This window comes from Janthinobacterium fluminis (genome assembly GCF_028595325.1).
GTDB lineage: Bacteria > Pseudomonadota > Gammaproteobacteria > Burkholderiales > Burkholderiaceae_D > Janthinobacterium > Janthinobacterium fluminis.
Map to the genome: position 1 here is coordinate 80,844 of NZ_JAQQXR010000001.1, position 22,164 is coordinate 103,007.

Genomic DNA, 22,164 nt, shown 5'->3' on the forward strand with positions numbered 1-22,164 from the left:
TTCTTGCATGTTTTTTACGACGTTCGGGGCCGGAAATTCACTTTCCCGAGAATTTACCTTGACCGCAATGGTGCGACGCAGTAACGTATGGAACGCTTTGAACACCCCGAAGCTCTATGGTCTGGTCGCCCTCGGCACACAACGCCCACCGCGACAGGACGCGCTTTCATATGTAGGCAGTTTGCTCTAACCCGCGCCACAAGCGCGAGAGATACGTGTAAACGCTACAGAAACTCCGGCCGAACGAGTTGCGTCTAGCGGCGTTTTGTAAGGTATCTATGGGTACCCAAAGAAATGTCGCGCCCGCAGAGAGAAGGGAAGCAGGAGCACTGTTGCGTAGCGTGTATATCGTCAGGAAAGAGCATCCGATCAATCTCCCAATGGACCTTGAAAGGAATGTTTTATGAATACAGAAGCAACATTACCCATCACGGGCGCGGAAATACTGGTGCGCTGTCTGGCGGAGGAGGGCGTCGAGCACGTCTTCGGCTATCCGGGCGGGGCCGTCCTGTACATCTATGACGCCATCTTCCAGCAAAACAAATTCCAGCATGTGCTCGTGCGCCACGAGCAGGCCGCCGTGCACGCCGCCGACGCCTATTCGCGCAGCTCGAACAAGGTCGGCGTCGCCCTCGTCACCTCCGGCCCCGGCGTAACGAACGCCGTCACCGGCCTGTCGACGGCCTATATGGATTCGATCCCGATGGTGGTCATCTCCGGCCAGGTGCCGAGCTACGCCATCGGCCAGGACGCCTTCCAGGAATGCGACACCGTCGGCATCACCCGCCCCGTGGTCAAGCACAACTTCCTCGTCAAGGACGTCAAGGATCTGGCCGAAACGATCAAGAAAGCCTTCTTCATCGCCCGCACCGGCCGTCCCGGCCCCGTGCTGGTCGACATCCCCAAGGATATCAGCATGCACAAGTGCGTGTTCGCGTATCCGAAGGAGATCGAGATGCGCTCCTACCGTCCGGTCGACAAGGGCCATTCGGGGCAGATCCGCAAGGCCGTGCAGTTGCTGCTGCAGGCCGAGCGGCCGATGATCTACACGGGCGGCGGCGTGATCCTGGCGAATGCGGCGCCGGAGTTGAACAAGCTCGTCGACAAGCTCGGCTTCCCCTGCACCAACACCTTGATGGGCCTGGGCGCCTACCGCGCGTCGAGCGAGCAGTTCCTCGGCATGCCGGGCATGCACGGCACCTACGAGGCGAACATGGCGATGCAGAACTGCGACGTGCTGATCGCCATCGGCGCCCGCTTCGACGACCGCGTCATCGGCAACCCCAAGCATTTCGCCTCGCATCCGCGCAAAATCATCCACGTCGACATCGACCCCTCGTCGATCTCGAAGCGGGTCAAGGTCGACATCCCCATCGTCGGCAACGTCAAGGACGTGCTGGTCGAATTCCTCGCCCAGCTCGACGCGGCCGAGGCCAAGCCCAACGCGCCGGCGCTGAAGACGTGGTGGAAGCAGATCGAAGAGTGGCGCGGCCGCGATTGCCTGAAATACCCGAGCTCGGACCTGGTGATCAAACCCCAGTCCGTGGTGGAAAAGGTCTACCAGTTGACCAAGGGCGACGCCTTCATCACCTCCGACGTCGGCCAGCATCAGATGTGGGCGGCCCAGTACTACCGCTTCGACAAGCCGCGGCGCTGGATCAATTCCGGCGGCCTGGGCACGATGGGCGTCGGCCTGCCGTATGCGATGGGCGTGCAGATGGCCAACCCGGACGCCACCGTCGCCTGCATCACCGGCGAGGGCTCGATCCAGATGTGCATCCAGGAGCTGGCCACCTGCAAGCAATACCACCTGACGCCGAAGATCATCATGCTCAACAACCGTTTCCTCGGCATGGTGCGGCAGTGGCAGCAGATCGACTACGGCTCGCGCTATTCGGAATCGTATATGGATTCGCTGCCGGACTTCGAGAAGCTGGCCGAAGCGTATGGCCACGTCGGCATGAAAATTGAAAAACCGGGCGACGTCGATGGCGCCTTGAAAGAGGCGTTCGGTATGAAAGACAGGCTGGTATTCATGAACTTCATCACCGATCAGTCGGAAAACGTGTGGCCGATGGTGAAGGCGGGCAAGGGCCTCTCCGAAATGATGCTGGGTTCGGAGGACTTATAAGATGCGACACATTATCTCTGTTTTGCTGGAAAACGAAGCCGGCGCCCTGTCGCGCGTGGTCGGCCTGTTCTCGGCCCGCGGCTACAACATCGAAACGCTGACGGTGGCGCCGACGGAAGACCCGACGCTGTCGCGCATGACCGTCGTCACCAGCGGCTCGGACGACATCATCGAGCAGATCACCAAGCACTTGAACCGGCTCATCGAAGTCGTCAAGGTGGTCGATCTGACCGAGGGCGCCCACATCGAGAGGGAGCTGATGCTGATCAAGGTGCGGGCCGTCGGCAAGGAGCGCGAGGAAATGAAGCGCACCGCCGACATCTTCCGCGGCCGCATCATCGACGTCACGGAAAAGACCTATACGATCGAACTGACCGGCAACAAGGTCAAGCTCGACGCCTTCATCGATTCGATAGACCGGGCCTCGATTCTGGAAACCGTCCGCACCGGCGGTTCCGGCATAGGACGCGGCGAACGCATCCTCAAAGTGTGACCCGGCGGCAGCGCCACCATTTCGCGCATTGCGCATAACAAAAATTTTACATATCAGGATATATCATGAACGTTTTTTACGACAAAGATTGCGACCTCTCCCTCATCGCCGGTAAGAAGGTTGCCATCATCGGCTACGGCTCGCAGGGCCACGCCCACGCGCAAAACCTCAACGACTCCGGCATCGACGTCACCGTCGGCCTGCGCAAGGACGGCGCCTCGTGGAACAAGGCGAAGAACGCCGGCCTGAAGGTCGCCGAAGTCAACGACGCCGTCAAGGCGGCCGACGTCATCATGATCTTGCTGCCGGACGAGAACATCGCCCAGGTCTACCACGAGAACGTCGCCCCGCACGCAAAGCAGGGCGCCGTGCTGGCCTTCGCCCACGGCTTCAATGTGCATTACGGCCAGGTCGTGCCGCGCGCCGACCTCGACGTCATCATGATCGCGCCGAAAGCGCCGGGCCACACGGTGCGCGGCACCTACGCCCAGGGCGGCGGCGTGCCCCACCTGATCGCCGTCTACCAGAACAAGTCCGGCGTGGCCCGCGACATCGCGCTGTCGTATGCGATGGCGAACGGCGGCGGCCGCGCCGGCATCATCGAGACGAACTTCCGCGAAGAAACCGAAACCGATCTGTTCGGCGAGCAAGCCGTGCTGTGCGGCGGCGCCGTCGAACTGATCAAGGCCGGCTTCGAAACCCTGGTCGAAGGCGGTTACGCTCCGGAGATGGCCTACTTCGAGTGCTTGCACGAACTCAAGTTGATCGTCGACCTGATCTATGAAGGCGGCATCGCCAACATGAACTATTCGATCTCGAACAACGCCGAGTACGGCGAGTACGTGACGGGTCCGCGCATCGTCACGGAAGACACGAAAAACGCCATGCGCCAGTGCCTGAAGGACATCCAGACCGGCGAATACGCCAAGAGCTTCATCCTGGAAAACAAGGCCGGCGCACCGACGCTGATCTCGCGCCGCCGCCTGACGGCCGAGCACCAGATCGAAGAGGTGGGCGGCAAGCTGCGCGCGATGATGCCGTGGATCGCCAAAAACAAGCTGGTCGACCAGTCGAAAAACTAAGCGGCAAGGGGCCGGCGCCACGCCGGCCCCGGCGGTTGATGGCGACAGATTCTGGCTATTTTGCAACTATTTGTGAGTTCGGGCCGGAATCCGGTAAATTCCTGTAGAGTTGACTTTACTGCCAGTCTTGCTGGTTTCGCGCATGAAATGGGGCATTCGTGCCCCATTTGCGTTTCATCAACCTAGGAGTATTTATGACCGTATTGAAAACCATCCTCGTCGCCACCGTCGCCTTGGGCGCCCAGGCGCACGCCCAGTCCCTGCCGACCAGCGGCACGCTCGTGGTGGTGCCCGCATACGGCGAAGTCAAACACGTCAACGACCAGGTCGTTGCCACGCTGGCCATCGAAGAGCAGGACAAGGACAAGGCCGCGGCCGCGTCGCGCGTCAACCAAAAAATGAACAAGGGCATTGCGATCGTCAAGAAGGAAGACCCGCAAGCCGTGCTGAAAACCCAGGGTTACTACACCTATCCCGTGTATCCGGAAGACCGTCCGCTGCCGCCGGGCGCCCAGGCCAAGCCGCGCGTGCCGACGGCGTGGCGCGTCGGCCAGTACCTGCAGCTCACCACCAGCAACCTGGCGGCGCTGCCGAAAACCGTCGCCGCCGCGCAAGGCGTGCTGTCGCTGAACGGCCTGCACTTCGGCCTGACGCCGGCCACCACCAAGAAGCTCGACGACCAGCGCATCGCCGCCACCTACCAAAACCTGAACGAGCGCGTCGCCGCGATCGCCGCCGCGATGGGCCGCAAGGTTTCCGACGCCGTGCTCGACACGGTCGACTTCGAGGGCTCGGGCAATTACGCCCAGCACGAAAGCGTCCAGGACGCGCCGATGAGGATGCGGGCGATGGCCAAGGACGCCGCGCCGGTCGAGGAGCCGAGCTTCGAGCCGGGCGAGACGACGCTGGAGATGCGACTGGTGGGCAAAGTTAAATTCAAGTAAACCATTTGATCGCTTTCTTTGCCGTTCGCTCCTCTATAATGGGGGCGAACACCGCTGGCCGGCGCCTTGCCGGCGCGGCCGGCGGCCGAAGCGATACATGGACTGTATTTGATCAGCTCGCAGTAATTGAAATGGAACCATATGGCAAACTTTCCCCGTCGTCGAGCCAAGAATGGCGCAGCGCAGGCACCCAAGGCTACGCGCTTCAGCAAGTTTGTGCGCCAGCCGGCCGGCGACGCCACCGGCCAGAAAACGCTGCGCCGGCGCGGCATTTATCTGCTGCCGAACGCCTTTACGACGGCCGCCCTGTTTTGCGGTTTCTACGCCATTGTCATGGCGATGAACCAGAAATTCGAACACGCCGCATGGGCGATCTTCATCGCCATGATTCTCGACGGCCTGGACGGGCGCATCGCCCGCCTGACCAACACCCAAAGCGAATTCGGCGCCCAGTACGACAGCCTGTCGGACATGGTGTCCTTCGGCGCCGCGCCGGCGCTGGTCATCTATGAATGGTCGCTGCGTGGCCTGGGCAAGCTGGGCTGGCTGGCCGCCTTCGTGTATTGCGCCGGCGGCGCGCTGCGCCTGGCCCGCTTCAACACGAATATCGAAGTGGTCGACAAGCGCTTCTTCCAGGGCTTGCCCAGCCCGGCGGCGGCGGCCATCGTGGCCGGCTACATCCTGCTGATGAACGACCTTGATGTGTCCGGCGTGCAATTGCCGTGGGTGTCCTGGTGCATCGCCCTGTTCGCCGGCCTGACGATGGTGACCAACGTGCCGTTCTACAGCTTCAAAGACGTGAATTTCCGCAAGTCGGTGCCCTTCATCGTCGTGTTCCTGATCGCGCTGGCCTTCGCGCTGGTGTCCATCGACCCGCCGAAAGTGCTGTTCCCGATTTTCGTCGTCTACGGCCTGTCCGGTTACGCGATCTATTTCTGGCGCCTGGCCAAGGGCAGGCCGGTCAGCATCGTCCAGACCGGCAAGGGCGCCGTCGACGTCAGCGAGCGGCACTAGGCGGCCCGGCGGCCGCGCAGGCGGCGCGGGCCGGTCGGCACATTTCTTTCACGCCATCGGGAGCAGATATGAGCAAGGCCAACCGACTCATCATTTTCGACACCACCCTGCGCGACGGCGAGCAATCGCCGGGCGCCTCGATGACCAAAGAGGAAAAGCTCCGCATCGCCAAGCAGCTCGAACGCATGAAAGTCGACGTCATCGAGGCCGGCTTCGCCGCCGCCTCGCAGGGCGACTTCGAGGCCATCAAGGCGATCGCCGCCGCCGTGCGCGAATCGACCATCTGCTCGCTGTCGCGCGCCAACGACCGCGACATCGCCCGCGCGGCCGAGGCGCTGGCGCCGGCCGCGCGCAAGCGCATCCACACCTTCATCGCCACCTCGCCGCTGCACATGGAAATGAAGCTGCGCATGCTGCCCGAGCAGGTGCTGCTGCAGGCCCGCAACGCCGTGCGCTTCGCCCGCCAGTTCACCGACGACATCGAATTCAGCCCGGAGGACGGCAGCCGCTCGGACGAGGACTTCCTGTGCCGCGTGCTGGAAGGCGTCATCGACGAGGGCGCGACGACCATCAACTTCCCCGACACGGTCGGCTACGCCGTGCCGGAGATCTTCGGCGCCACCATCAAGCGCTTGCGCGAGCGCATCCCGAACGCCGACAAGGCCGTCTGGTCGGTGCACTGCCACAACGACCTGGGGCTGGCCGTCGCCAACTCGCTGGCCGGCGTCATGATAGGCGGCGCGCGCCAGATCGAATGCACCATCAACGGCCTGGGCGAGCGGGCCGGCAACACGGCGCTGGAAGAGGTCGTGATGGCGCTGCGCACGCGCGCCGGCTACTACAATCTGGACGTCGGCATCGACACGACGCAGATCGTCGCCGCCTCGAAAATGGTGTCGCAAATCACCGGTTTCGCGGTGCAGCCGAACAAGGCCGTCGTCGGCGCGAACGCCTTTGCGCACGCCTCCGGCATCCACCAGGACGGCATCCTGAAGTCGCGCGAAACCTATGAAATCATGCGCGCCGAAGACGTCGGCTGGTCGGCCAACAAAATCGTGCTGGGCAAGCTGTCGGGCCGCAACGCCTTCAAGCAGCGCCTGCACGAGCTGGGCATCGAGCTCGAATCGGAGGCCGAGATCAACGCCGCCTTCGTTCGCTTCAAGGAGCTGGCCGACCGCAAGGCGGAGATCTTCGACGAAGATATCATGGCCCTGGTGACGGACGAGCAGCAGGCCCAGGGCCACGAATACTACCGCTTCGTGTCGCTGGCGCAGCGCTCGGAAACGGGCGAGATGCCGGTGGCCAAGGTGGTCTTCTCGATGGACGGCAAGGAATACCTCTGCGAAGGGCAGGGCGACGGCCCCGTCGACGCCACCGTCAACGCCATCGAAAGCGCCGTGGCCAGCGGCGCCGAGCTGGTGCTGTTCTCCGTCAATGCCATCAGCACCGGCACGCAGTCGCAGGGCGAAGTGACGATGCGGCTGTCCAAGGCCGGGCGCATCGTCAACGGCGTCGGCGCCGACCCGGACATCATCGTCGCCTCGGCCAAAGCCTATCTGTCAGCCTTGAACAAGCTGCACTCGAAGATAGAAAAGCTCAATCCGCAGCAGTAGGACAGCTGGGGACAGACCACGATTTTCGAGGGACTGCTCTCGAAAATCGTGGTCTGTCCCCAAGCCATCGTCGGCGCCGGCCCGGACATCATCGTCGCCTCGGCCAAAGCCTATCTGTCGGCCTTGAACAAGTTGCATTCGAAGATAGAAAAGCTCAAGCCGCAGCGGTAGGCAAGCTTGGGGACAGACCACGATTTTCGAGGGACTGCTCTCGAAAATCGTGGTCTGTCCCCAAGCCATCGTCGGCGCCGAGCCGGACATCATCGTCGCTTCGGCCAAAGCCTATCTGTCGGCCTTGAACAAGTTGCGCTCGAAGATGGAAAAGCTCAACCCGTAGCAGTAGGCAAGCTGGGGACAGACCACGATTTTCGAGGGACTGCCCTCGAAAATCGTGGTCTGTCCCCAAGCCATCGGCCGGTGCCTCACCTGAAGAAGCCGCGGCGCTCCTCCTTCAGCGGGTCCGGCCCGTTCATCATCATTTGCACGATGCCTTGCCGGTCGAAATGCACATGCATCATCGAGTCCCACACACCCGATTCCTTGTAGCGGTAGGACCACACCTCCAATTGTTGCCGCGGCAGGAAGGAGGTTTCGGCCGGCCGCCCTATGCTGCGCAGCACGTCTTGCTTGTTGGCGACGCCAATCTTGATGGTGGCGAACTTTTCCCCCGTCAGCACCTGTTCATACGACTTCAGCAAACCGTCCGGCCCGATCCGCGCCATATAGGTGAACTGGCCGAACGGCCCGGTCGCATATTCCAGCATGGCGTCCTGGCCGGCCGGGTAGACGGCCGTCGGGCGGCCTTTTTTCGCCTCGACGGCGGCGCGCGTTTCGCCCAGCATGGGCGGCGGGCCGCCGAAACCGGCGCAGCCCGCCACGCCCAGCAGCAGGGCCAGTGTTGCTGATTTGCCTAGGTTTTCCATTGAATCGCCCCTCCAAAGCCGCAAATCCTTATGATGCACCAAGAAAAACCGTGTGTATGGATACAGGGGCCGTTTTTTCCGATATACTTGCGCGTCTGGTCTTTTTGGCCGGGCTTTTTTAATCGTAGTTCACGGTGCTTCGGGTTCAGACTCTTTGCACCGCATGTGAAAGGTTTATCATGACAGTAGAAAACATCAACAAAACCGCCATCATCGCGGACAACGCACGTGGTCAAAACGACACCGGCTCCCCAGAAGTGCAAGTGGCTCTGCTGACAGCTCGTATCAACGAACTGAACGGCCACTTCAAGGCACACTCGAAGGATCACCACTCGCGTCGCGGTCTGATCATGATGGTTAACCGTCGTAAGAGCTTGCTGTCGTACCTGAAAGCAAAAGACGCTACCCGTTATCGCGACCTGATCGCTAAACTCGGTCTGCGCAAGTAATTTTTGCGTCACACGGTTTATACAGAAATGCCTGCGCCAGTTCGCTGACGCGGGCATTTTGTCATTTGAAATTGCTTTTTTGATTCTGTTTTACAAGAGATATGCTGGAGCGGCAACACCGTGCCGGCATGTTTGAGGGCAGATGTGGTGAGTAGGCAGTAGATCAGTAGTAAAGGCGGCCAATCATGCGTGAGCGGCTGCCTGTGGTGAGGTGAACGACAGCCCCTGAAAATCTGTCGGCAATTAGAAAGGGATTACCCATGTTTAATAAAGTTACGAAAACCTTCCAGTACGGTCAACACCAGGTCACGCTGGAAACCGGCGAAATCGCTCGCCAGGCATCCGGCGCAGTGCTCGTGTCGATCGAAGACACGGTGGTGCTGGCAACGGTAGTGGCGCGCAAAGACGCCAAGCCAGGCCAGGACTTCTTCCCGCTGACCGTCGACTATGTTGAGAAAACTTACGCTGCCGGCAAAATCCCGGGCGGTTTTTTCAAGCGCGAAGGTCGTCCTTCCGAAAAAGAAACACTGACATCCCGTCTGATCGACCGTCCAATCCGCCCTCTGTTCCCGGAAGGCTACCTGAATGAAGTGCAAATCATCATTCACGTCTTGTCGGTCAACCCTGAAATCGATCCCGACATCGCCGCGATGATCGGCGCTTCGGCCGCCCTGTGCGTGTCGGGCGTGCCGTTCAGCGGCCCGATCGGCGCCGCCCGCGTCGGTTACGCCAATGGCCAGTACATCCTGAACCCGACCACGACGCAGTTGAAAACGTCGCAGATGGACCTGGTTGTCGCCGGTACTGAAACGGCCGTGCTGATGGTGGAATCGGAAGCCCAGCAACTGTCCGAAGAAATCATGCTGGGCGCCGTGGTGTATGGCCACGACCAGATGAAAGCAGTCATCGACGCGATCCACGACCTGGTGCGCGACGGCGGCAAGCCTGAAGTCGAATGGGCGCCGGCGCCGAAAAACGAAGCGCTGATCGCCCGCGTTGCCCATTTCGCCGATGCGAAAGTGCGCGACGCCTACCAGACCAAGGACAAGCAGGAGCGTACCGCCAAGCTGAAATCGGCCACCTCCGAAGTGCTGGCCGACCTGGTTGCCGAAGCGGCCGCCACCGGCGCCGCGCCGATCGACGCCGCTGAAGTGAACAACATCTTGTTCGACATGGAAGCGAAGATCGTCCGTTCGCAGATCCTCGACGGCGAGCCGCGCATCGACGGCCGCGACACCCGCACCGTGCGTCCGATCTCGATCCGCACCAGCGTCCTGCCACGCACCCACGGTTCGGCCCTGTTCACCCGCGGCGAAACCCAGGCGCTGGTCGTTGCCACGCTGGGCACCGCCCGAGACAGCCAGAAGATCGACGCGCTGATGGGCGAGTTCACCGACAGCTTCATGCTGCATTACAACATGCCACCGTTCGCCACCGGCGAAACGGGCCGCGTCGGTACGCCGAAGCGCCGCGAAATCGGCCACGGCCGTCTGGCCAAGCGCGCGCTGCTGGCAGCGCTGCCGGCGCCTGAAGAGTTCAGCTACTCGGTGCGCCTGGTGTCGGAAATCACCGAATCGAACGGTTCCTCGTCGATGGCTTCCGTCTGCGGCGGCTGCCTGGCGCTGATGGATGCCGGCGTGCCGATGAAATCGCACGTGGCCGGCATCGCCATGGGCTTGATCAAGGAAGGCGGCAAGTTCGCCGTGCTGTCCGACATCCTCGGCGACGAAGATCACCTCGGCGACATGGACTTCAAAGTGGCCGGCACCGCTGTCGGTATCACCGCTTTGCAGATGGACATCAAGATCATGGGCATCACCAAGGAAATCATGCAAGTGGCACTGGCGCAAGCCAAGGAAGGCCGCGAGCATATCCTGGGCGAAATGCAAAAAGCCATGCCGCACGTCAAAACCGAACTGTCCGATTTCGCGCCGCGCCTGATCACCATCAAGATCAATCCGGAAAAAATCCGTGACGTCATCGGCAAGGGCGGCGCCGTCATCCGCGCGCTGACCGAAGAAACCGGCACCCAGATCGACATCAGCGACGAAGGCGTGGTCACCATCGCCTCCGTCGACGCTGCCGCCGGCCAGGAAGCCAAGCGTCGCATCGAGGAATTGACCGCGTCGGTTGAAGTGGGCAAGACCTACGAAGGCACCGTGCTGAAATTGCTCGACTTCGGCGCCATCGTTCAAGTCATGCCAGGCAAAGACGGCTTGCTGCACATCAGCCAAATCGCCAACGAGCGCGTCAACGCGGTCGCCGATTACCTGAAAGAAGGCCAAGTCGTGCGCGTCAAAGTGCTGGAAACGGACGACCGCGGTCGTCTGAAGCTGTCGATGAAGGCAGCGGCCGAAGGCGCGGAAGCGGCGGCCCAGTAATCCTTTTTAGCTTAGGCTAAACAAAACCGCCAGCGCGCAAGCCTGGCGGTTTTTTTTATCTTTGGCGTGTACGGGCGCATACTTCTAGTTCCATTGACATATTGCCTCATGGTAAAATTTATGTTTCACCTGGGAGAATCTCGCCATGTTTTCAACGCTCCGTAGGCGCCTCATTGTCATCTCCGTCTCCATCGTTGTGCTGGCCATGCTGGCCGTGGTCGGCGCCAATTTCCTGACGACCCGTTCCCGCACGCTGGAGTCGCTCAACAACCAAATGCTGCAACTGTCGCAGAGCCATTCCGCCGCGATTGCCGAATGGCTGCGCTCCAAGCAGGCCGTGGTGGCGTCGATCAAGCAGGCCGCCGAGCAGGCCGAGCCGCTGGCCATGCTGAAGGCGGCCGAGCAGGCCGGCAGCTTCGACCAAGCCTACATCGGCTTCGCCGACAAGCGCGCCGTGTTTTCGCAGGAGCGCAAGCGCGCCGCCGACTACGATCCGACGGCCCGTCCGTGGTACGTCAAGGCGACCCAGGTGGGCGGCCCCATCATCACCGCGCCCTACCTGGGCGCCAGCACCGGCAAGCTGGTGGTGACCTTCGCCGAGCCCATCGGCGCCAAGGGCAGCGCCAGCGCCGTCGCGGCCGCCGACGTGATGATGGACGTGGTCGTGCGCAATGTCGTGTCGATCAAGCCCACGCCGAACAGCTTCGCCTTCCTGCTCGACGGCAGCGGCAAAATCATCGCCCACCCGGACCAGAGCCTGACGCTGAAGCCGGTGGCGCAACTCGACGCCGGACTGAGCCCGCAAGTGCTGGAGGAAATCGAGCGCTCGAAGGAGAGCGGCGCGATCCGCCTGAACGGCCGCGACGGCATGCTGCACGTGACCAAGGTCGAGGGCAGCGACTGGCTGTTGGCCACCGTGCTGGACCGCGCCGAGGCGACCCATGCGCTGAGCGCGATGTTGACGACGTCGGCCGTGACGGCGGCGCTGGTGGTGGCGTTGGCCGCCTTCGTGCTGACCGCGCTGGTGGCGCGGGCGCTGCGCCGCCTCGGCTTGGCGCGCGACGCCATGGCCGACATCGCCACGGGCGACGGCGACCTGACGCGCCGCCTCGACGCGCAGGGCAGCGACGAACTGGCGCAGATCGCCCAGGCATTCAACCTCTTCGTCGACAAGATCGCCCATGTGCTGGTGGAAATCCGCCAGATCAGCGGTTCCGTGCGCATCGCCTCGGGCGAGATCGCCGCCGGTAATGCCGACCTGTCGGCCCGCACCGAGGCGCAGGCCGGTTCGCTGGAGGAAACGGCCAGCTCGATGGAGGAGCTGACCTCGACCGTCAAGCAGAACGCCGACAACGCCCGCCAGGCCAACCAACTGGCCGTGTCGGCCTCGTCGGTGGCCGCCCAGGGCGGTGAGGTGGTGGCGCAGGTGGTCGGCACGATGGCCTCGATCAAGGAAAGCTCGCGCAAGATCGTCGACATCATCGGCGTCATCGACGGCATCGCCTTCCAGACGAATATTCTGGCCTTGAACGCGGCCGTCGAGGCGGCCAGGGCCGGCGAGCAGGGCCGCGGCTTCGCGGTGGTGGCGTCGGAAGTGCGCAACCTGGCGCAGCGCTCGGCCGGCGCGGCCAAGGAGATCAAGGAATTGATCGGCGACTCGGTGGAGAAGGTCGACGCCGGCGGCAAGCTGGTCGACGACGCCGGCCACACGATGGGCCTGATCGTCACCTCGGTCCAGCAAGTGGCCGACATCATGGGCGAGATCACTGCCGCCAGCCAGGAGCAGAGCGCCGGCATCGAGGAGGTCAACACGGCCATCACCCACATGGACGAGATGACGCAGCAGAACGCCGCGCTGGTGGAGCAGGCCGCCGCCGCCGCCGAGAGTTTGCAGGAGCAGGCCGTGACGCTGGCGCAGATGGTGGGCGTGTTCCGCCTCGGCGACGACGCCCCGGCCTTGGCGTCGCCGGCGCCGCACAAGCCGGCCGCGCCGCGCGCGCCGGCTGCGGCGCCGGTGCGTATGGCCGCGCCCGCCCGCGCCATGCCGCCGCCGAAAAAGCTGGCCACGCCGGCCAAGGGCGGCGAGGACGAGTGGGAAGAGTTTTAAGCTATCCCCTTAGTCCCGTTCGTAAAAAACCGCCAGCCTGTCAAGCCTGGCGGTTTTTCTTTGCCCGCCACTCCTTGGAATGCGTAGGCTGGCACGCCAAATACGCAGTTCGTCGCAATCGCCTGCGGCGCGCCGCCGCGTGTTGTTATAGTGAGCACATATCGCAATTTAAAATATTGCCCTTGAACATGCTCGGCTGCTACAGTAGCCGTCGACCGATTGCATCGCATGGCCGGCCCGCTTGGCGCCGCCTGAGAACAACACAAATAAGGAGGAATCGACATGAAAAAAGTATTCCAGCTAGGGCTGGTCCTGATGGGCATCATGGCCGTCGTGCGCACTGCCAGCGCCGACGATATCGTGACGGAAACCCGTGCCGTCGGCGCGCAGGTGGTGCGCGTCAAGCTCGACGGCACCGTCAACATCAAGCTGCGCCAGGGCAGCGCGGCCTCGCTGATCGTCCACGGCGACAAGCGCATGGTGTCGAAAATCACGACGGCGCAGTCGGGCGACACCCTGCATATTTCCAGCGAGGGCCACGGCTTCAAGTTCAACAGCTCCAGCACCGTGCGCGCCGAACTGATTTTGCCGGCCTTGCGGGAATTGAGCGCGGAGGGCATGGGGTCGAGTGAAGTCAGCGGCTTCACCGGCGACGAGCTGGAGTTGTCGCTCGACGGCGCCGGCACCATGAAAGTCGTCTGCGACTACAAGAAACTGACGGCCAGCCTTGGCGGCGTCGGCAGCATGCAGATCTGGGTCAGCGACAACGACAGCACCGAGCTCGATTTGCGCGGCGCCGGTTACATCACGCTGGGCGGGCGCAGCAAAATCCTCAAGGCCAACTTGGGCGGCTTGGGCGGCCTGAACGCGCAGCAATTCCAGGCGGAAAACGTGAACCTCGAATTGAGCGGCCTGGGCAATGCGACCGTGAATGCCAAGCAAAATGCCACGCTGAGCCTGAGCGGACTCGGCTCGGTGACCGTGTATGGCCGGCCGCAGGGCCGCAATGTCAGCGTCGACGGCCTGGGCAAGGTGAGCTGGAAGTAGGGTGCTTTTCCGGAATAGACGAGTAATTCGACTGATCCTCATTTTTTGTGCGACATGAAAAAAATAATTCTTGCGTTCATCCTCATCCTGGGCGGGCAGCGGGCCGCGCTGGCCGGCTTCGCCGAAGGGGCAACCGCCTATAACTCGAAAAACTATCAGCAGGCGTACAAGGAAGTGGTGCCGCTGGCGCAGGCCGGCAATGCCGACGCCGAGCACCTGCTGGGGCTGATGTACTACATGGGCCGCGGCGTGCCCCAGGACTACAAGCTGGCGTTGGGCTGGCACCGCAAGGCGGCCCAGCGCGGCAAGGCCGACGCGCAATATGTGGTCGGCGCGATGTATTACACCGGCAATGCCGTGATCCAGGACTACAAGCAGGCCGTGGTCTGGTTCCGCAAGGCGGCCGAGCAGGGCCATGCCGAGGCGCAGCAGGTGCTGGGCCTGATGTACCGCTACCACATCGGCGGCATGCCGCAGGACGTCGTGATCGCTTACATGCTGTGGAATCTGGCGGCGGCGAATGGCTCGGCCAACGCGGCCGAGCAGCGCGCCGCCGTGGTGCGCAAAATGACGTCCGAGCAAATCGAGGAGGGCCAGGCCCTGTCGGCCCGCTGGAAACCGGGCACGCCGCTGCCGAAACAGTCGCGCACCGGCGGCTGAGGGGCCGCGCCCGCGCGTCCGGCGCGGCGCGCGCGCCTGTCGTACAATCGCCCTTTCAATACGAGGGACTCCCGCCATGCGCGCAATCGAAATCAGCCAGCCCGGCCCAGCCGACGTTCTGCAACTTACCGAGCGGCCGCTGCCGTCGCTCAAGCCGGGCGAGCTGCTGATCAAGGTGCATGCGGCCGGCGTCAACCGCCCCGACGTGTTCCAGCGCCTGGGCCAGTACGCGCCGCCGCCGGGCGCCTCCGATTTGCCCGGCCTGGAAGTGGCCGGCGAAATCGTCGACGGCGACCTGGCAGGCAGCGGCTTCAGCAAGGGCGACATGGTGTGCGCGCTGGTGCAGGGCGGCGGCTACGCCGAATACTGCGCCGCGCCGGCCGGCCAGTGCCTGCCGATGCCGGCCGGACTGAGTCCGCTGCAGGCGGCCTCGCTGCCGGAAAACTACTTCACGGTGTGGAGCAATGTCTTCGACCGCGCCGGCCTGTCGGCCGGCGAAACCCTGCTGGTGCAGGGCGGCAGTTCCGGCATCGGCGTGACGGCCATCCAGATCGCCGCAGCGCTGGGCCACCGCGTCTTCGCCACGGCCGGCAGCGACGACAAATGCCGCGCCTGCGAGGCGCTGGGCGCCGAGCGCGGCATCAACTACCGCAGCGAGGACTTTGCCGGCGTCGCCAAGGCGCTCACGGACGGCCGCGGCGTCGACGTCATCCTCGACATGGTGGGCGGCGACTACCTGCAGCGCGAAATCAACTGCCTGGCCGACGACGGCCGCATCGGCCTGATCGCGCTGCTGGGCGGGGCCAAGGCGAACATCGACCTCGGCCAGATCCTGCGGCGGCGCCTGAGCATCAGCGGCTCGACGCTGCGCCCCCGTCCCGTCGCCTTCAAGGCGGCCATCGCGGCGCAGCTGCGCGCCACCGTGTGGCCCCTGCTGGAGGCGGGCACCATCAAGCCGGTGATCTACCAGACCTTCCCGCTGGCGCAGGCGGCGCAGGCGCACGCGCTGATGGAAAGCAGCGCCCACGTCGGCAAAATCATGTTGCAAGTTATCTAAAGCTGGGGACGGACCACGATTTTCGAGAAATTATTTCTCAAAAATCGTGGTCTGTCCCCAAGCCCCTTGTTAAAATAGCGGGTTAATAGAATTTAGGCTACTATGCGTCGCAAACTCGTTGTCGGAAACTGGAAGATGAACGGCAGCCGCACCGCGAATTCGGTGTTGCTGTCGGGTGTGGTCGCGGGCTTGACGCCGGCGGGCGCAGCGTGCGCCGTGTGCGTGCCGGCGCCGTATCTGGCGCAGTGCGAAGCCGAGTTGTCCGGCACGCCGCTGGCCTGGGGCGCGCAGGATATGTCGGCCTACGCCAGCGGCGCTTACACGGGCGAGGTGGCGGCCGGCATGCTGCTCGATTTCGCCTGCAGCTATGTGATCCTCGGTCATTCCGAGCGGCGCGCCTACCACGTCGAAAGCGACGCGCTGGTGGCGCAGAAGACCGTGGCCGCGCTGGCCGCCGGCCTGACGCCCATCGTGTGCATCGGCGAAACGCTGGCGCAGCGCGAAGCGGGGCAGACCGAGGCCGTCGTCGGCGCGCAACTGGGCGCCGTGCTCGACGCCATCGGCGCCGGCGATGTCGCCAGGATCGTGCTCGCCTACGAGCCGGTCTGGGCCATCGGCACCGGCAAGACGGCGACGCCGCAAATGGCCCAGGATGTGCATTTGCTGCTGCGCGCGCAAGTGGCGACAAAGAATGCGGCAGCGGCGGCCGGCGTGCAGATTCTGTACGGCGGCAGCATGAAGCCGGACAACGCAAAAGAATTGATGGCGATGCCGGATATCGATGGCGGTTTGATCGGCGGGGCAGCATTGAAGGCGGCAGATTTCCTGGCTATTGTTCACGCCGCCGATTGAATTAATTTAAACTGAGAATGGAATAAAGCAATGGACATGTTGTTCAAACTGGTTGTGGTGGTGCAGGTGTTGGCGGCTTTGGCGATTATTGGTCTGGTGCTGCTGCAGCACGGTAAGGGTGCCGATATGGGCGCCGCTTTCGGTTCCGGCGCCTCGGGTAGTTTGTTTGGTGCCACCGGCTCCTCGAACTTCATGTCCAAGTCGACCGGCGTCGCCGCTGCGATTTTCTTCAGCGCCACCTTGGCCCTGTCTTATATGTCGACGAATCGCCCCGTTTCCGGCGGTAATAGCGTGATGGAGCGCGCCACCAAACCGGTGCCGGTTTCCGGTTCGGCGGCGATCCCGACGGCGGCCCCGGCCGCCCCGGCCGCTCCGGCGCCGGCCGCTCCTGCGGCGCCAGCGCCGGCGTCGAGCGCTCCGGCCGCCCAGATTCCAAAGTAATACGGTAAAATAGCTAGTAACAAGTAGTAACGCAGGCAGTGGCACCGGTGGGGTGCCCATTATTTCGGCAGCGCAGGCGAAAAAATGATGCGGCACCCGGTGCGCCGGGATTGGATGTAAAGATTTATCGTTTTTCTTCTTGTTTTGACGCAATTGTGCATTAACAAAGCGGGCAAAGCAGAGTAGAATACGGGCCTTACCGCCGACGTGGTGAAATTGGTAGACACGCTATCTTGAGGGGGTAGTGGCGAAAGCTGTACGAGTTCGAGTCTCGTCGTCGGCACCAGAAATCAGAAGCCAGCATTGGCGCATGAGCCATGGCTCATGCCTAAGCTGGCTTTTTTACGAGGATAATTGTCGTTTGATCCTGGTCTAAGCTTCGATTAGGGTCGTAACGTTAAGTGTCCCGCAATACCGCGCGGCGTCCTCATTTAACCGAACGTTCAACATAAGCTCATCAATCGTGAACCTCGAAAATTACTTCCCCGTTCTCTTATTCATCCTCGTCGGTATCGGCGTTGGTGTTGTCCCGCAAGTGCTGGGGCGCCTGCTGGCCCCCAATAATCCCGACGTAGCGAAATTGTCCCCTTATGAGTGCGGCTTCGAAGCATTTGAAGATGCGCGCATGAAGTTCGACGTCCGTTACTATCTGGTCGCGATTCTCTTTATTTTGTTCGATCTGGAAACGGCATTCTTCTTCCCGTGGGGCGTGGCAATGCGCGACCTGGGCTGGGCCGGTTTCGTCACGATGATGGTGTTCATCGCTGAATTCGTGGTCGGATTTTGGTATATCTGGAAGAAAGGTGCCCTTGATTGGGAATAAGCCATGTCTATTGAAGGCGTATTAAACGAAGGTTTCATCACCACGACAGCCGACAAGCTGATCAACTGGGCGCGCACCGGGTCTATGTATCCGATGTCGTTCGGCCTGGCTTGCTGCGCGGTGGAGATGATGCATGCAGGTGCCGCCCGTTACGATCTCGAACGTTTCGGCTTCATGTTCCGCCCGTCGCCGCGTCAGTCCGACGTGATGATCGTGGCCGGCACGCTGTGCAACAAGATGGCGCCGGCGCTGCGCAAGGTCTACGACCAGATGCCCGAGCCGCGCTGGGTCATCTCGATGGGCTCCTGCGCCAACGGCGGCGGTTATTACCACTACTCCTACTCGGTGGTGCGCGGTTGCGACCGCATCGTGCCGGTCGACGTGTATGTGCCCGGTTGCCCGCCGACGGCGGAAGCGCTGCTGTACGGTATTTTGCAACTGCATAACAAGATCAAGCGCACCAACACGATCGCACGCTAAGGGGCAGCTTTTTTACTATGACTACAAAACTAGAAGCCTTGGAAATCGCCCTGCGCAACGCGCTGGGCGAGCGTGCAAGCATCACCGTCGCGCTGGGTGAAGTGACCCTGGTGTTGAAGGCGGCGGATTACCTGGAAGCGATGCAAACGCTGCGCGACGACGCAGCTTTGCATTTTGAGCAGTTGATCGACCTGTGCGGCGTCGATTACCAATCCTATGGCGAAGGCACATGGGATGGCTTGCGTTTCGCCGCCGTGTCGCACCTGATGTCGGTCAAGCACAACTGGCGTTTGCGCGTGCGCGTGTTCGCGCCCGACGACGCCATGCCGTTGGTGGCCTCGGTGACCGGCATCTGGCGCACCGCCAACTGGTTCGAGCGCGAGGCGTTCGACCTGTACGGCATCCTGTTCGACGGCCACAACGACTTGCGCCGCCTGCTGACGGACTACGGCTTCATCGGCCATCCCTTCCGTAAAGACTTCCCCGTCTCCGGTTATGTCGAGATGCGCTACGATCCCGAGCAAAAGCGCGTGATCTACCAGCCCGTGACGATCGAGCCGCGGGAAAACGTGCCGCGTGTGATCCGCGAAGAACATTACGGGATGAAATAATGGCTGAAATTAAGAATTACACCCTGAACTTTGGTCCCCAGCATCCGGCCGCCCACGGCGTGCTGCGCCTGGTGCTGGAGCTGGACGGCGAAGTCATCCAGCGCGCCGATCCGCACATCGGCCTGCTGCACCGCGCCACCGAGAAGCTGGCCGAGCAAAAGACCTATCTGCAGTCGGTGCCGTATATGGACCGCCTCGACTACGTGTCGATGATGTGCAACGAGCACGCCTACGTGATGGCGATCGAGAAGCTGCTGCAGCTCGACGTGCCGCTGCGCGCCCAGTACATCCGCGTCATGTTCGACGAAATCACGCGCCTGCTGAACCATTTGCTGTGGCTGGGCGCGCACGCGCTCGACGTCGGCGCCATGGGCCCCTTCCTGTACGCCTTCCGCGACCGCGAAGATTTGATGGATTGCTACGAGGCGGTATCGGGCGCCCGCATGCACGCCGCGTATTACCGCCCGGGCGGCGTCTACCGCGACCTGCCGGACGCGATGCCGCAGCACAAGGCGTCGATCATCCGCAACGCCAAGGCGATTTCCCAGCTGAACGAAAACCGCCAGGGTTCGCTGCTCGACTTCATCGAAGACTTCACCCGCCGTTTCCCGACCTATGTCGACGAATACGAAACCCTGCTGACCGACAACCGCATCTGGAAGCAGCGCACCGTCGGCATCGGCGTCGTCTCGCCGGAAGCGGCGCTGGCCATGGGCTTCACGGGCGCCATGCTGCGCGGCTCCGGCGTCGAGTGGGATCTGCGCAAGAAGCAGCCTTACGAAGTGTACGACCTGATGGATTTCGACGTCCCCGTCGGCACCAACGGCGACTGCTACGACCGCTATCTGGTGCGCATCGAGGAAATGCGCCAGTCCAACCGCATCATCAAACAATGCGTAGAATGGCTGCGCAACAATCCGGGTCCCGTCATGACCGACAACCGCAAGGTGGCGCCTCCGGGCCGCGTCGACATGAAGACGAATATGGAATCGCTGATCCACCACTTCAAGCTGTTCACCGAAGGCTTCCACGTTCCGCCCGGCGAAGCGTACAGCGCGGTCGAGCATCCGAAGGGCGAGTTCGGCATCTACCTCGTCTCGGACGGCGCCAACAAGCCTTACCGCATGAAGATTCGTGCCCCCGGCTATGCGCACCTGCAGGGTCTGGATGAAATGGCGCGCGGGCATATGATTGCCGACGCGGTCACGATTATTGGTACACAAGATATCGTCTTCGGCGAAATCGACAGATAAGTCCTAGAGGCATACACATGTTGTTATCAGAGCAGTCTTACAAAAAAATCGACCGCGAGTTGGCCAAGTATCCGGCCGACCAGCGTCAGTCGGCCGTCATGGCCGCGCTTGCCATTGCCCAGGATGAAAAGGGCTGGCTGGCGCCGGAAACGATGAAGGACATCGCCGACTACATCGGCATGCCGGCGATCGCCGTGCAGGAAGTGGCCACCTTCTACAATATGTACAACACCAAGCCGGTCGGCAAGCACAAGATTTCCGTGTGCACCAACTTGCCGTGCGCCTTGTCCGGCGGCGAACGCGCCGCCCACCACCTGAAAGAAAAGCTCGGCATCGACTACCGCGAAACGACGGCCGACGGCCAGTTCACGCTCGTCGAGGGCGAGTGCATGGGCGCCTGCGGCGACGCGCCCGTGATGCTGGTCAATAACAAGCGCATGTGCAGCTGGATGTCGAACGACAAAATCGACGCATTGGTCGAGGAATTGAAGAAATGACGTCACTCCATAATCGGCACATCGATCCCTTGATCCTGAAGGGCCTGGACGGCAAGAACTGGCACCTGGAAGATTACGTGGCCCGCGGCGGTTACAGCGCGCTGCGCCGCATCCTCGAAGAAAAAATCACGCCCGAGCAAATCATCGCCGACTTGAAAGCCTCGTCCCTGCGCGGCCGCGGCGGCGCGGGTTTCCCCACGGGCTTGAAGTGGAGCTTCATGCCGCGCCAGTTCCCGGGCCAGAAATACCTCGTCTGCAATACAGATGAAGGCGAACCGGGCACTTTCAAGGACCGCGACATCATTCGTTACAATCCCCATGCCTTGATCGAAGGCATGGCCATCGGCGCTTACGCGATGGGCATCACGGTGGGTTACAACTACATCCACGGCGAGATCTTCTCCGCCTACGACCGCTTCGAGGAAGCGCTGGAAGAGGCGCGCGCCGCCAACTTCCTGGGCGACAAGATCATGGGCAGCGAGTTCAGCTTCCAGCTGCACGCCCACCACGGTTACGGCGCCTACATCTGCGGCGAGGAAACGGCGCTGCTGGAGTCGCTGGAAGGCAAGAAAGGCCAGCCGCGCTTCAAGCCGCCGTTCCCCGCCTCGTTCGGCCTGTACGGCAAGCCGACGACCATCAACAACACGGAAACCTTCGCCGCCGTTCCCTTCGTGCTCAACATCGGCCCGGAGAAATACCTGGGCATGGGCAAACCGAACAATGGCGGCAGCAAGATCTTCTCGATCTCGGGCGACGTCGAACTGCCGGGCAACTACGAAGTGCCGCTCGGCACCCCGTTCGCCAAGCTCTTGGAACTGGCCGGCGGCATGCGCGGCGGCAAAAAGATCAAGGCCGTCATCCCCGGCGGCTCGTCCGCTCCGGTGATACGCGGCGACGTCATGATGAACACCGACCTGGACTACGACTCGATCGCCAAAGCCGGCTCGATGCTCGGTTCCGGCGCCGTCATCGTCATGGACGAAACCCGCTGCATGGTCAAGGCGCTGGAGCGGCTGTCCTACTTCTATTTTGAAGAGTCCTGCGGCCAGTGTACCCCTTGCCGCGAAGGCACGGGCTGGATGTACCGCATGGTCCACCGCATCGAGCAGGGCCAGGGCCGGCCTGACGATCTGGACATGCTGAACTCCATCGCCGACAACATCCAGGGCCGCACCATCTGCGCGCTGGGCGATGCGGCGGCGATGCCGGTACGGGCCTTCATTAAGAATTTCCGTGAAGAATTTGAATATCACATCGAGCACAAGCATTGCTTAGTGCCCGCTTACATCTAAGCTGCGTCAGGTAA

The 22,164-nt window shown here is 62.3% G+C and carries 22 protein-coding genes and 1 tRNA gene; 22 read left to right on the forward strand and 1 reads right to left on the reverse strand.

Annotated elements, in window-relative coordinates; translation table 11 throughout:
* Positions 1-403 precede the first annotated feature (403 nt).
* From OIK44_RS00440 to OIK44_RS00470, 7 genes are all read left to right on the forward strand, one after another.
* The gene (locus OIK44_RS00440) at positions 404-2,131 is read left to right on the forward strand and encodes an acetolactate synthase 3 catalytic subunit (RefSeq protein ID WP_273668678.1); all 1,728 of its coding nucleotides are present in this window, start codon (positions 404-406) and stop codon (positions 2,129-2,131) included.
* A 1-nt stretch (position 2,132) separates the two neighbouring features.
* The gene (gene ilvN / locus OIK44_RS00445) at positions 2,133-2,624 is read left to right on the forward strand and encodes an acetolactate synthase small subunit (protein WP_273668679.1); all 492 of its coding nucleotides are present in this window, start codon (positions 2,133-2,135) and stop codon (positions 2,622-2,624) included.
* 65 nt (positions 2,625-2,689) lie between these two features.
* Entirely contained in the window at positions 2,690-3,706 is a 1,017-nt protein-coding gene (ilvC, locus tag OIK44_RS00450; protein WP_273668680.1) for a ketol-acid reductoisomerase, read from the forward strand.
* A 194-nt stretch (positions 3,707-3,900) separates the two neighbouring features.
* A complete protein-coding gene (locus tag OIK44_RS00455; RefSeq protein ID WP_273668681.1) occupies positions 3,901-4,650 on the forward strand; it encodes an SIMPL domain-containing protein in 750 nt (249 codons plus the stop codon).
* Between the two features lie 141 nt (positions 4,651-4,791).
* On the forward strand, positions 4,792-5,664 hold the full coding sequence (pssA, locus tag OIK44_RS00460) for a CDP-diacylglycerol--serine O-phosphatidyltransferase (RefSeq protein ID WP_273668682.1): 873 nt from the start codon (positions 4,792-4,794) through the stop codon (positions 5,662-5,664).
* 68 nt (positions 5,665-5,732) lie between these two features.
* A complete protein-coding gene (locus OIK44_RS00465; protein ID WP_273668683.1) occupies positions 5,733-7,277 on the forward strand; it encodes a 2-isopropylmalate synthase in 1,545 nt (514 codons plus the stop codon).
* A gap of 48 nt (positions 7,278-7,325) precedes the next feature.
* Entirely contained in the window at positions 7,326-7,448 is a 123-nt protein-coding gene (locus OIK44_RS00470) for a hypothetical protein (protein ID WP_273669802.1), read from the forward strand.
* A 251-nt stretch (positions 7,449-7,699) separates the two neighbouring features.
* Here OIK44_RS00470 and OIK44_RS00475 read toward each other — a convergent pair whose 3' ends face one another.
* The gene (locus tag OIK44_RS00475) at positions 7,700-8,200 is read right to left on the reverse strand and encodes a hypothetical protein (protein ID WP_273668684.1); all 501 of its coding nucleotides are present in this window, start codon (positions 8,198-8,200) and stop codon (positions 7,700-7,702) included.
* A gap of 179 nt (positions 8,201-8,379) precedes the next feature.
* On the opposite strand from OIK44_RS00475, the gene rpsO reads away from it, so the two are divergent.
* From rpsO to nuoF, 15 genes are all read left to right on the forward strand, one after another.
* On the forward strand, positions 8,380-8,649 hold the full coding sequence (gene rpsO / locus OIK44_RS00480; protein WP_273668685.1) for a 30S ribosomal protein S15: 270 nt from the start codon (positions 8,380-8,382) through the stop codon (positions 8,647-8,649).
* A gap of 260 nt (positions 8,650-8,909) precedes the next feature.
* Positions 8,910-11,030 (forward strand): polyribonucleotide nucleotidyltransferase, encoded by a 2,121-nt coding sequence (pnp, locus tag OIK44_RS00485; protein ID WP_273668686.1) that lies wholly within the window; start codon positions 8,910-8,912, stop codon positions 11,028-11,030.
* Positions 11,031-11,175: 145 nt separating this feature from the next.
* Positions 11,176-13,137, forward strand: coding sequence for a methyl-accepting chemotaxis protein (locus tag OIK44_RS00490; protein ID WP_273668687.1), 1,962 nt, complete (start codon positions 11,176-11,178; stop codon positions 13,135-13,137).
* 282 nt (positions 13,138-13,419) lie between these two features.
* A complete protein-coding gene (locus OIK44_RS00495) occupies positions 13,420-14,184 on the forward strand; it encodes a GIN domain-containing protein (RefSeq protein ID WP_273668688.1) in 765 nt (254 codons plus the stop codon).
* Positions 14,185-14,238: 54 nt separating this feature from the next.
* On the forward strand, positions 14,239-14,844 hold the full coding sequence (locus OIK44_RS00500; RefSeq protein ID WP_273668689.1) for a tetratricopeptide repeat protein: 606 nt from the start codon (positions 14,239-14,241) through the stop codon (positions 14,842-14,844).
* Positions 14,845-14,920: 76 nt separating this feature from the next.
* Positions 14,921-15,901, forward strand: a complete 981-nt coding sequence (locus OIK44_RS00505) for an NAD(P)H-quinone oxidoreductase (RefSeq protein ID WP_273668690.1) — start codon at positions 14,921-14,923, stop codon at positions 15,899-15,901.
* Between the two features lie 102 nt (positions 15,902-16,003).
* A complete protein-coding gene (tpiA, locus tag OIK44_RS00510; protein WP_273668691.1) occupies positions 16,004-16,753 on the forward strand; it encodes a triose-phosphate isomerase in 750 nt (249 codons plus the stop codon).
* A gap of 30 nt (positions 16,754-16,783) precedes the next feature.
* Positions 16,784-17,194, forward strand: a complete 411-nt coding sequence (gene secG / locus OIK44_RS00515; RefSeq protein ID WP_273668692.1) for a preprotein translocase subunit SecG — start codon at positions 16,784-16,786, stop codon at positions 17,192-17,194.
* A 201-nt stretch (positions 17,195-17,395) separates the two neighbouring features.
* Positions 17,396-17,480, forward strand: a tRNA-Leu gene (locus OIK44_RS00520).
* A gap of 177 nt (positions 17,481-17,657) precedes the next feature.
* Entirely contained in the window at positions 17,658-18,017 is a 360-nt protein-coding gene (locus tag OIK44_RS00525; protein WP_273668693.1) for an NADH-quinone oxidoreductase subunit A, read from the forward strand.
* Positions 18,018-18,020: 3 nt separating this feature from the next.
* Positions 18,021-18,497 carry a NuoB/complex I 20 kDa subunit family protein gene (locus OIK44_RS00530; protein ID WP_017874735.1) on the forward strand — a complete coding sequence of 159 codons (477 nt, stop codon included), beginning with the start codon at positions 18,021-18,023 and terminating at the stop codon, positions 18,495-18,497.
* Between the two features lie 17 nt (positions 18,498-18,514).
* A complete protein-coding gene (locus OIK44_RS00535) occupies positions 18,515-19,108 on the forward strand; it encodes an NADH-quinone oxidoreductase subunit C (protein ID WP_273668694.1) in 594 nt (197 codons plus the stop codon).
* Positions 19,108-20,361, forward strand: a complete 1,254-nt coding sequence (locus OIK44_RS00540) for an NADH-quinone oxidoreductase subunit D (protein WP_273668695.1) — start codon at positions 19,108-19,110, stop codon at positions 20,359-20,361. Before OIK44_RS00535 ends, OIK44_RS00540 begins: the two co-directional genes overlap by 1 nt.
* Before the next feature lie 17 nt (positions 20,362-20,378).
* Positions 20,379-20,858 carry an NADH-quinone oxidoreductase subunit NuoE gene (gene nuoE, locus OIK44_RS00545; protein WP_273668696.1) on the forward strand — a complete coding sequence of 160 codons (480 nt, stop codon included), beginning with the start codon at positions 20,379-20,381 and terminating at the stop codon, positions 20,856-20,858.
* Positions 20,855-22,150, forward strand: a complete 1,296-nt coding sequence (nuoF, locus tag OIK44_RS00550; RefSeq protein ID WP_273668697.1) for an NADH-quinone oxidoreductase subunit NuoF — start codon at positions 20,855-20,857, stop codon at positions 22,148-22,150. Before nuoE ends, nuoF begins: the two co-directional genes overlap by 4 nt.
* The last annotated feature ends 14 nt before the right edge of the window (positions 22,151-22,164 follow it).

What these genes read in the sequence shown, in the direction of transcription:
- OIK44_RS00495 (WP_273668688.1), top strand. Translation starts at nt 13,420, where the DNA reads ATGAAAAAAGTATTCCAGCTAGGGCTGGTCCTGATGGGCATCATGGCC.
- OIK44_RS00490 (WP_273668687.1), top strand. Translation starts at nt 11,176, where the DNA reads ATGTTTTCAACGCTCCGTAGGCGCCTCATTGTCATCTCCGTCTCCATC.
- rpsO (WP_273668685.1), top strand. Translation starts at nt 8,380, where the DNA reads ATGACAGTAGAAAACATCAACAAAACCGCCATCATCGCGGACAACGCA.
- ilvC (WP_273668680.1), top strand. Translation starts at nt 2,690, where the DNA reads ATGAACGTTTTTTACGACAAAGATTGCGACCTCTCCCTCATCGCCGGT.
- OIK44_RS00540 (WP_273668695.1), top strand. Translation starts at nt 19,108, where the DNA reads ATGGCTGAAATTAAGAATTACACCCTGAACTTTGGTCCCCAGCATCCG.
- ilvN (WP_273668679.1), top strand. Translation starts at nt 2,133, where the DNA reads ATGCGACACATTATCTCTGTTTTGCTGGAAAACGAAGCCGGCGCCCTG.
- pnp (WP_273668686.1), top strand. Translation starts at nt 8,910, where the DNA reads ATGTTTAATAAAGTTACGAAAACCTTCCAGTACGGTCAACACCAGGTC.
- OIK44_RS00455 (WP_273668681.1), top strand. Translation starts at nt 3,901, where the DNA reads ATGACCGTATTGAAAACCATCCTCGTCGCCACCGTCGCCTTGGGCGCC.
- OIK44_RS00530 (WP_017874735.1), top strand. Translation starts at nt 18,021, where the DNA reads ATGTCTATTGAAGGCGTATTAAACGAAGGTTTCATCACCACGACAGCC.
- nuoF (WP_273668697.1), top strand. Translation starts at nt 20,855, where the DNA reads ATGACGTCACTCCATAATCGGCACATCGATCCCTTGATCCTGAAGGGC.
- OIK44_RS00500 (WP_273668689.1), top strand. Translation starts at nt 14,239, where the DNA reads ATGAAAAAAATAATTCTTGCGTTCATCCTCATCCTGGGCGGGCAGCGG.
- secG (WP_273668692.1), top strand. Translation starts at nt 16,784, where the DNA reads ATGGACATGTTGTTCAAACTGGTTGTGGTGGTGCAGGTGTTGGCGGCT.
- OIK44_RS00440 (WP_273668678.1), top strand. Translation starts at nt 404, where the DNA reads ATGAATACAGAAGCAACATTACCCATCACGGGCGCGGAAATACTGGTG.
- tpiA (WP_273668691.1), top strand. Translation starts at nt 16,004, where the DNA reads ATGCGTCGCAAACTCGTTGTCGGAAACTGGAAGATGAACGGCAGCCGC.
- OIK44_RS00465 (WP_273668683.1), top strand. Translation starts at nt 5,733, where the DNA reads ATGAGCAAGGCCAACCGACTCATCATTTTCGACACCACCCTGCGCGAC.
- OIK44_RS00535 (WP_273668694.1), top strand. Translation starts at nt 18,515, where the DNA reads ATGACTACAAAACTAGAAGCCTTGGAAATCGCCCTGCGCAACGCGCTG.
- OIK44_RS00475 (WP_273668684.1), bottom strand. Translation starts at nt 8,200, where the DNA reads ATGGAAAACCTAGGCAAATCAGCAACACTGGCCCTGCTGCTGGGCGTG.
- nuoE (WP_273668696.1), top strand. Translation starts at nt 20,379, where the DNA reads ATGTTGTTATCAGAGCAGTCTTACAAAAAAATCGACCGCGAGTTGGCC.
- pssA (WP_273668682.1), top strand. Translation starts at nt 4,792, where the DNA reads ATGGCAAACTTTCCCCGTCGTCGAGCCAAGAATGGCGCAGCGCAGGCA.
- OIK44_RS00505 (WP_273668690.1), top strand. Translation starts at nt 14,921, where the DNA reads ATGCGCGCAATCGAAATCAGCCAGCCCGGCCCAGCCGACGTTCTGCAA.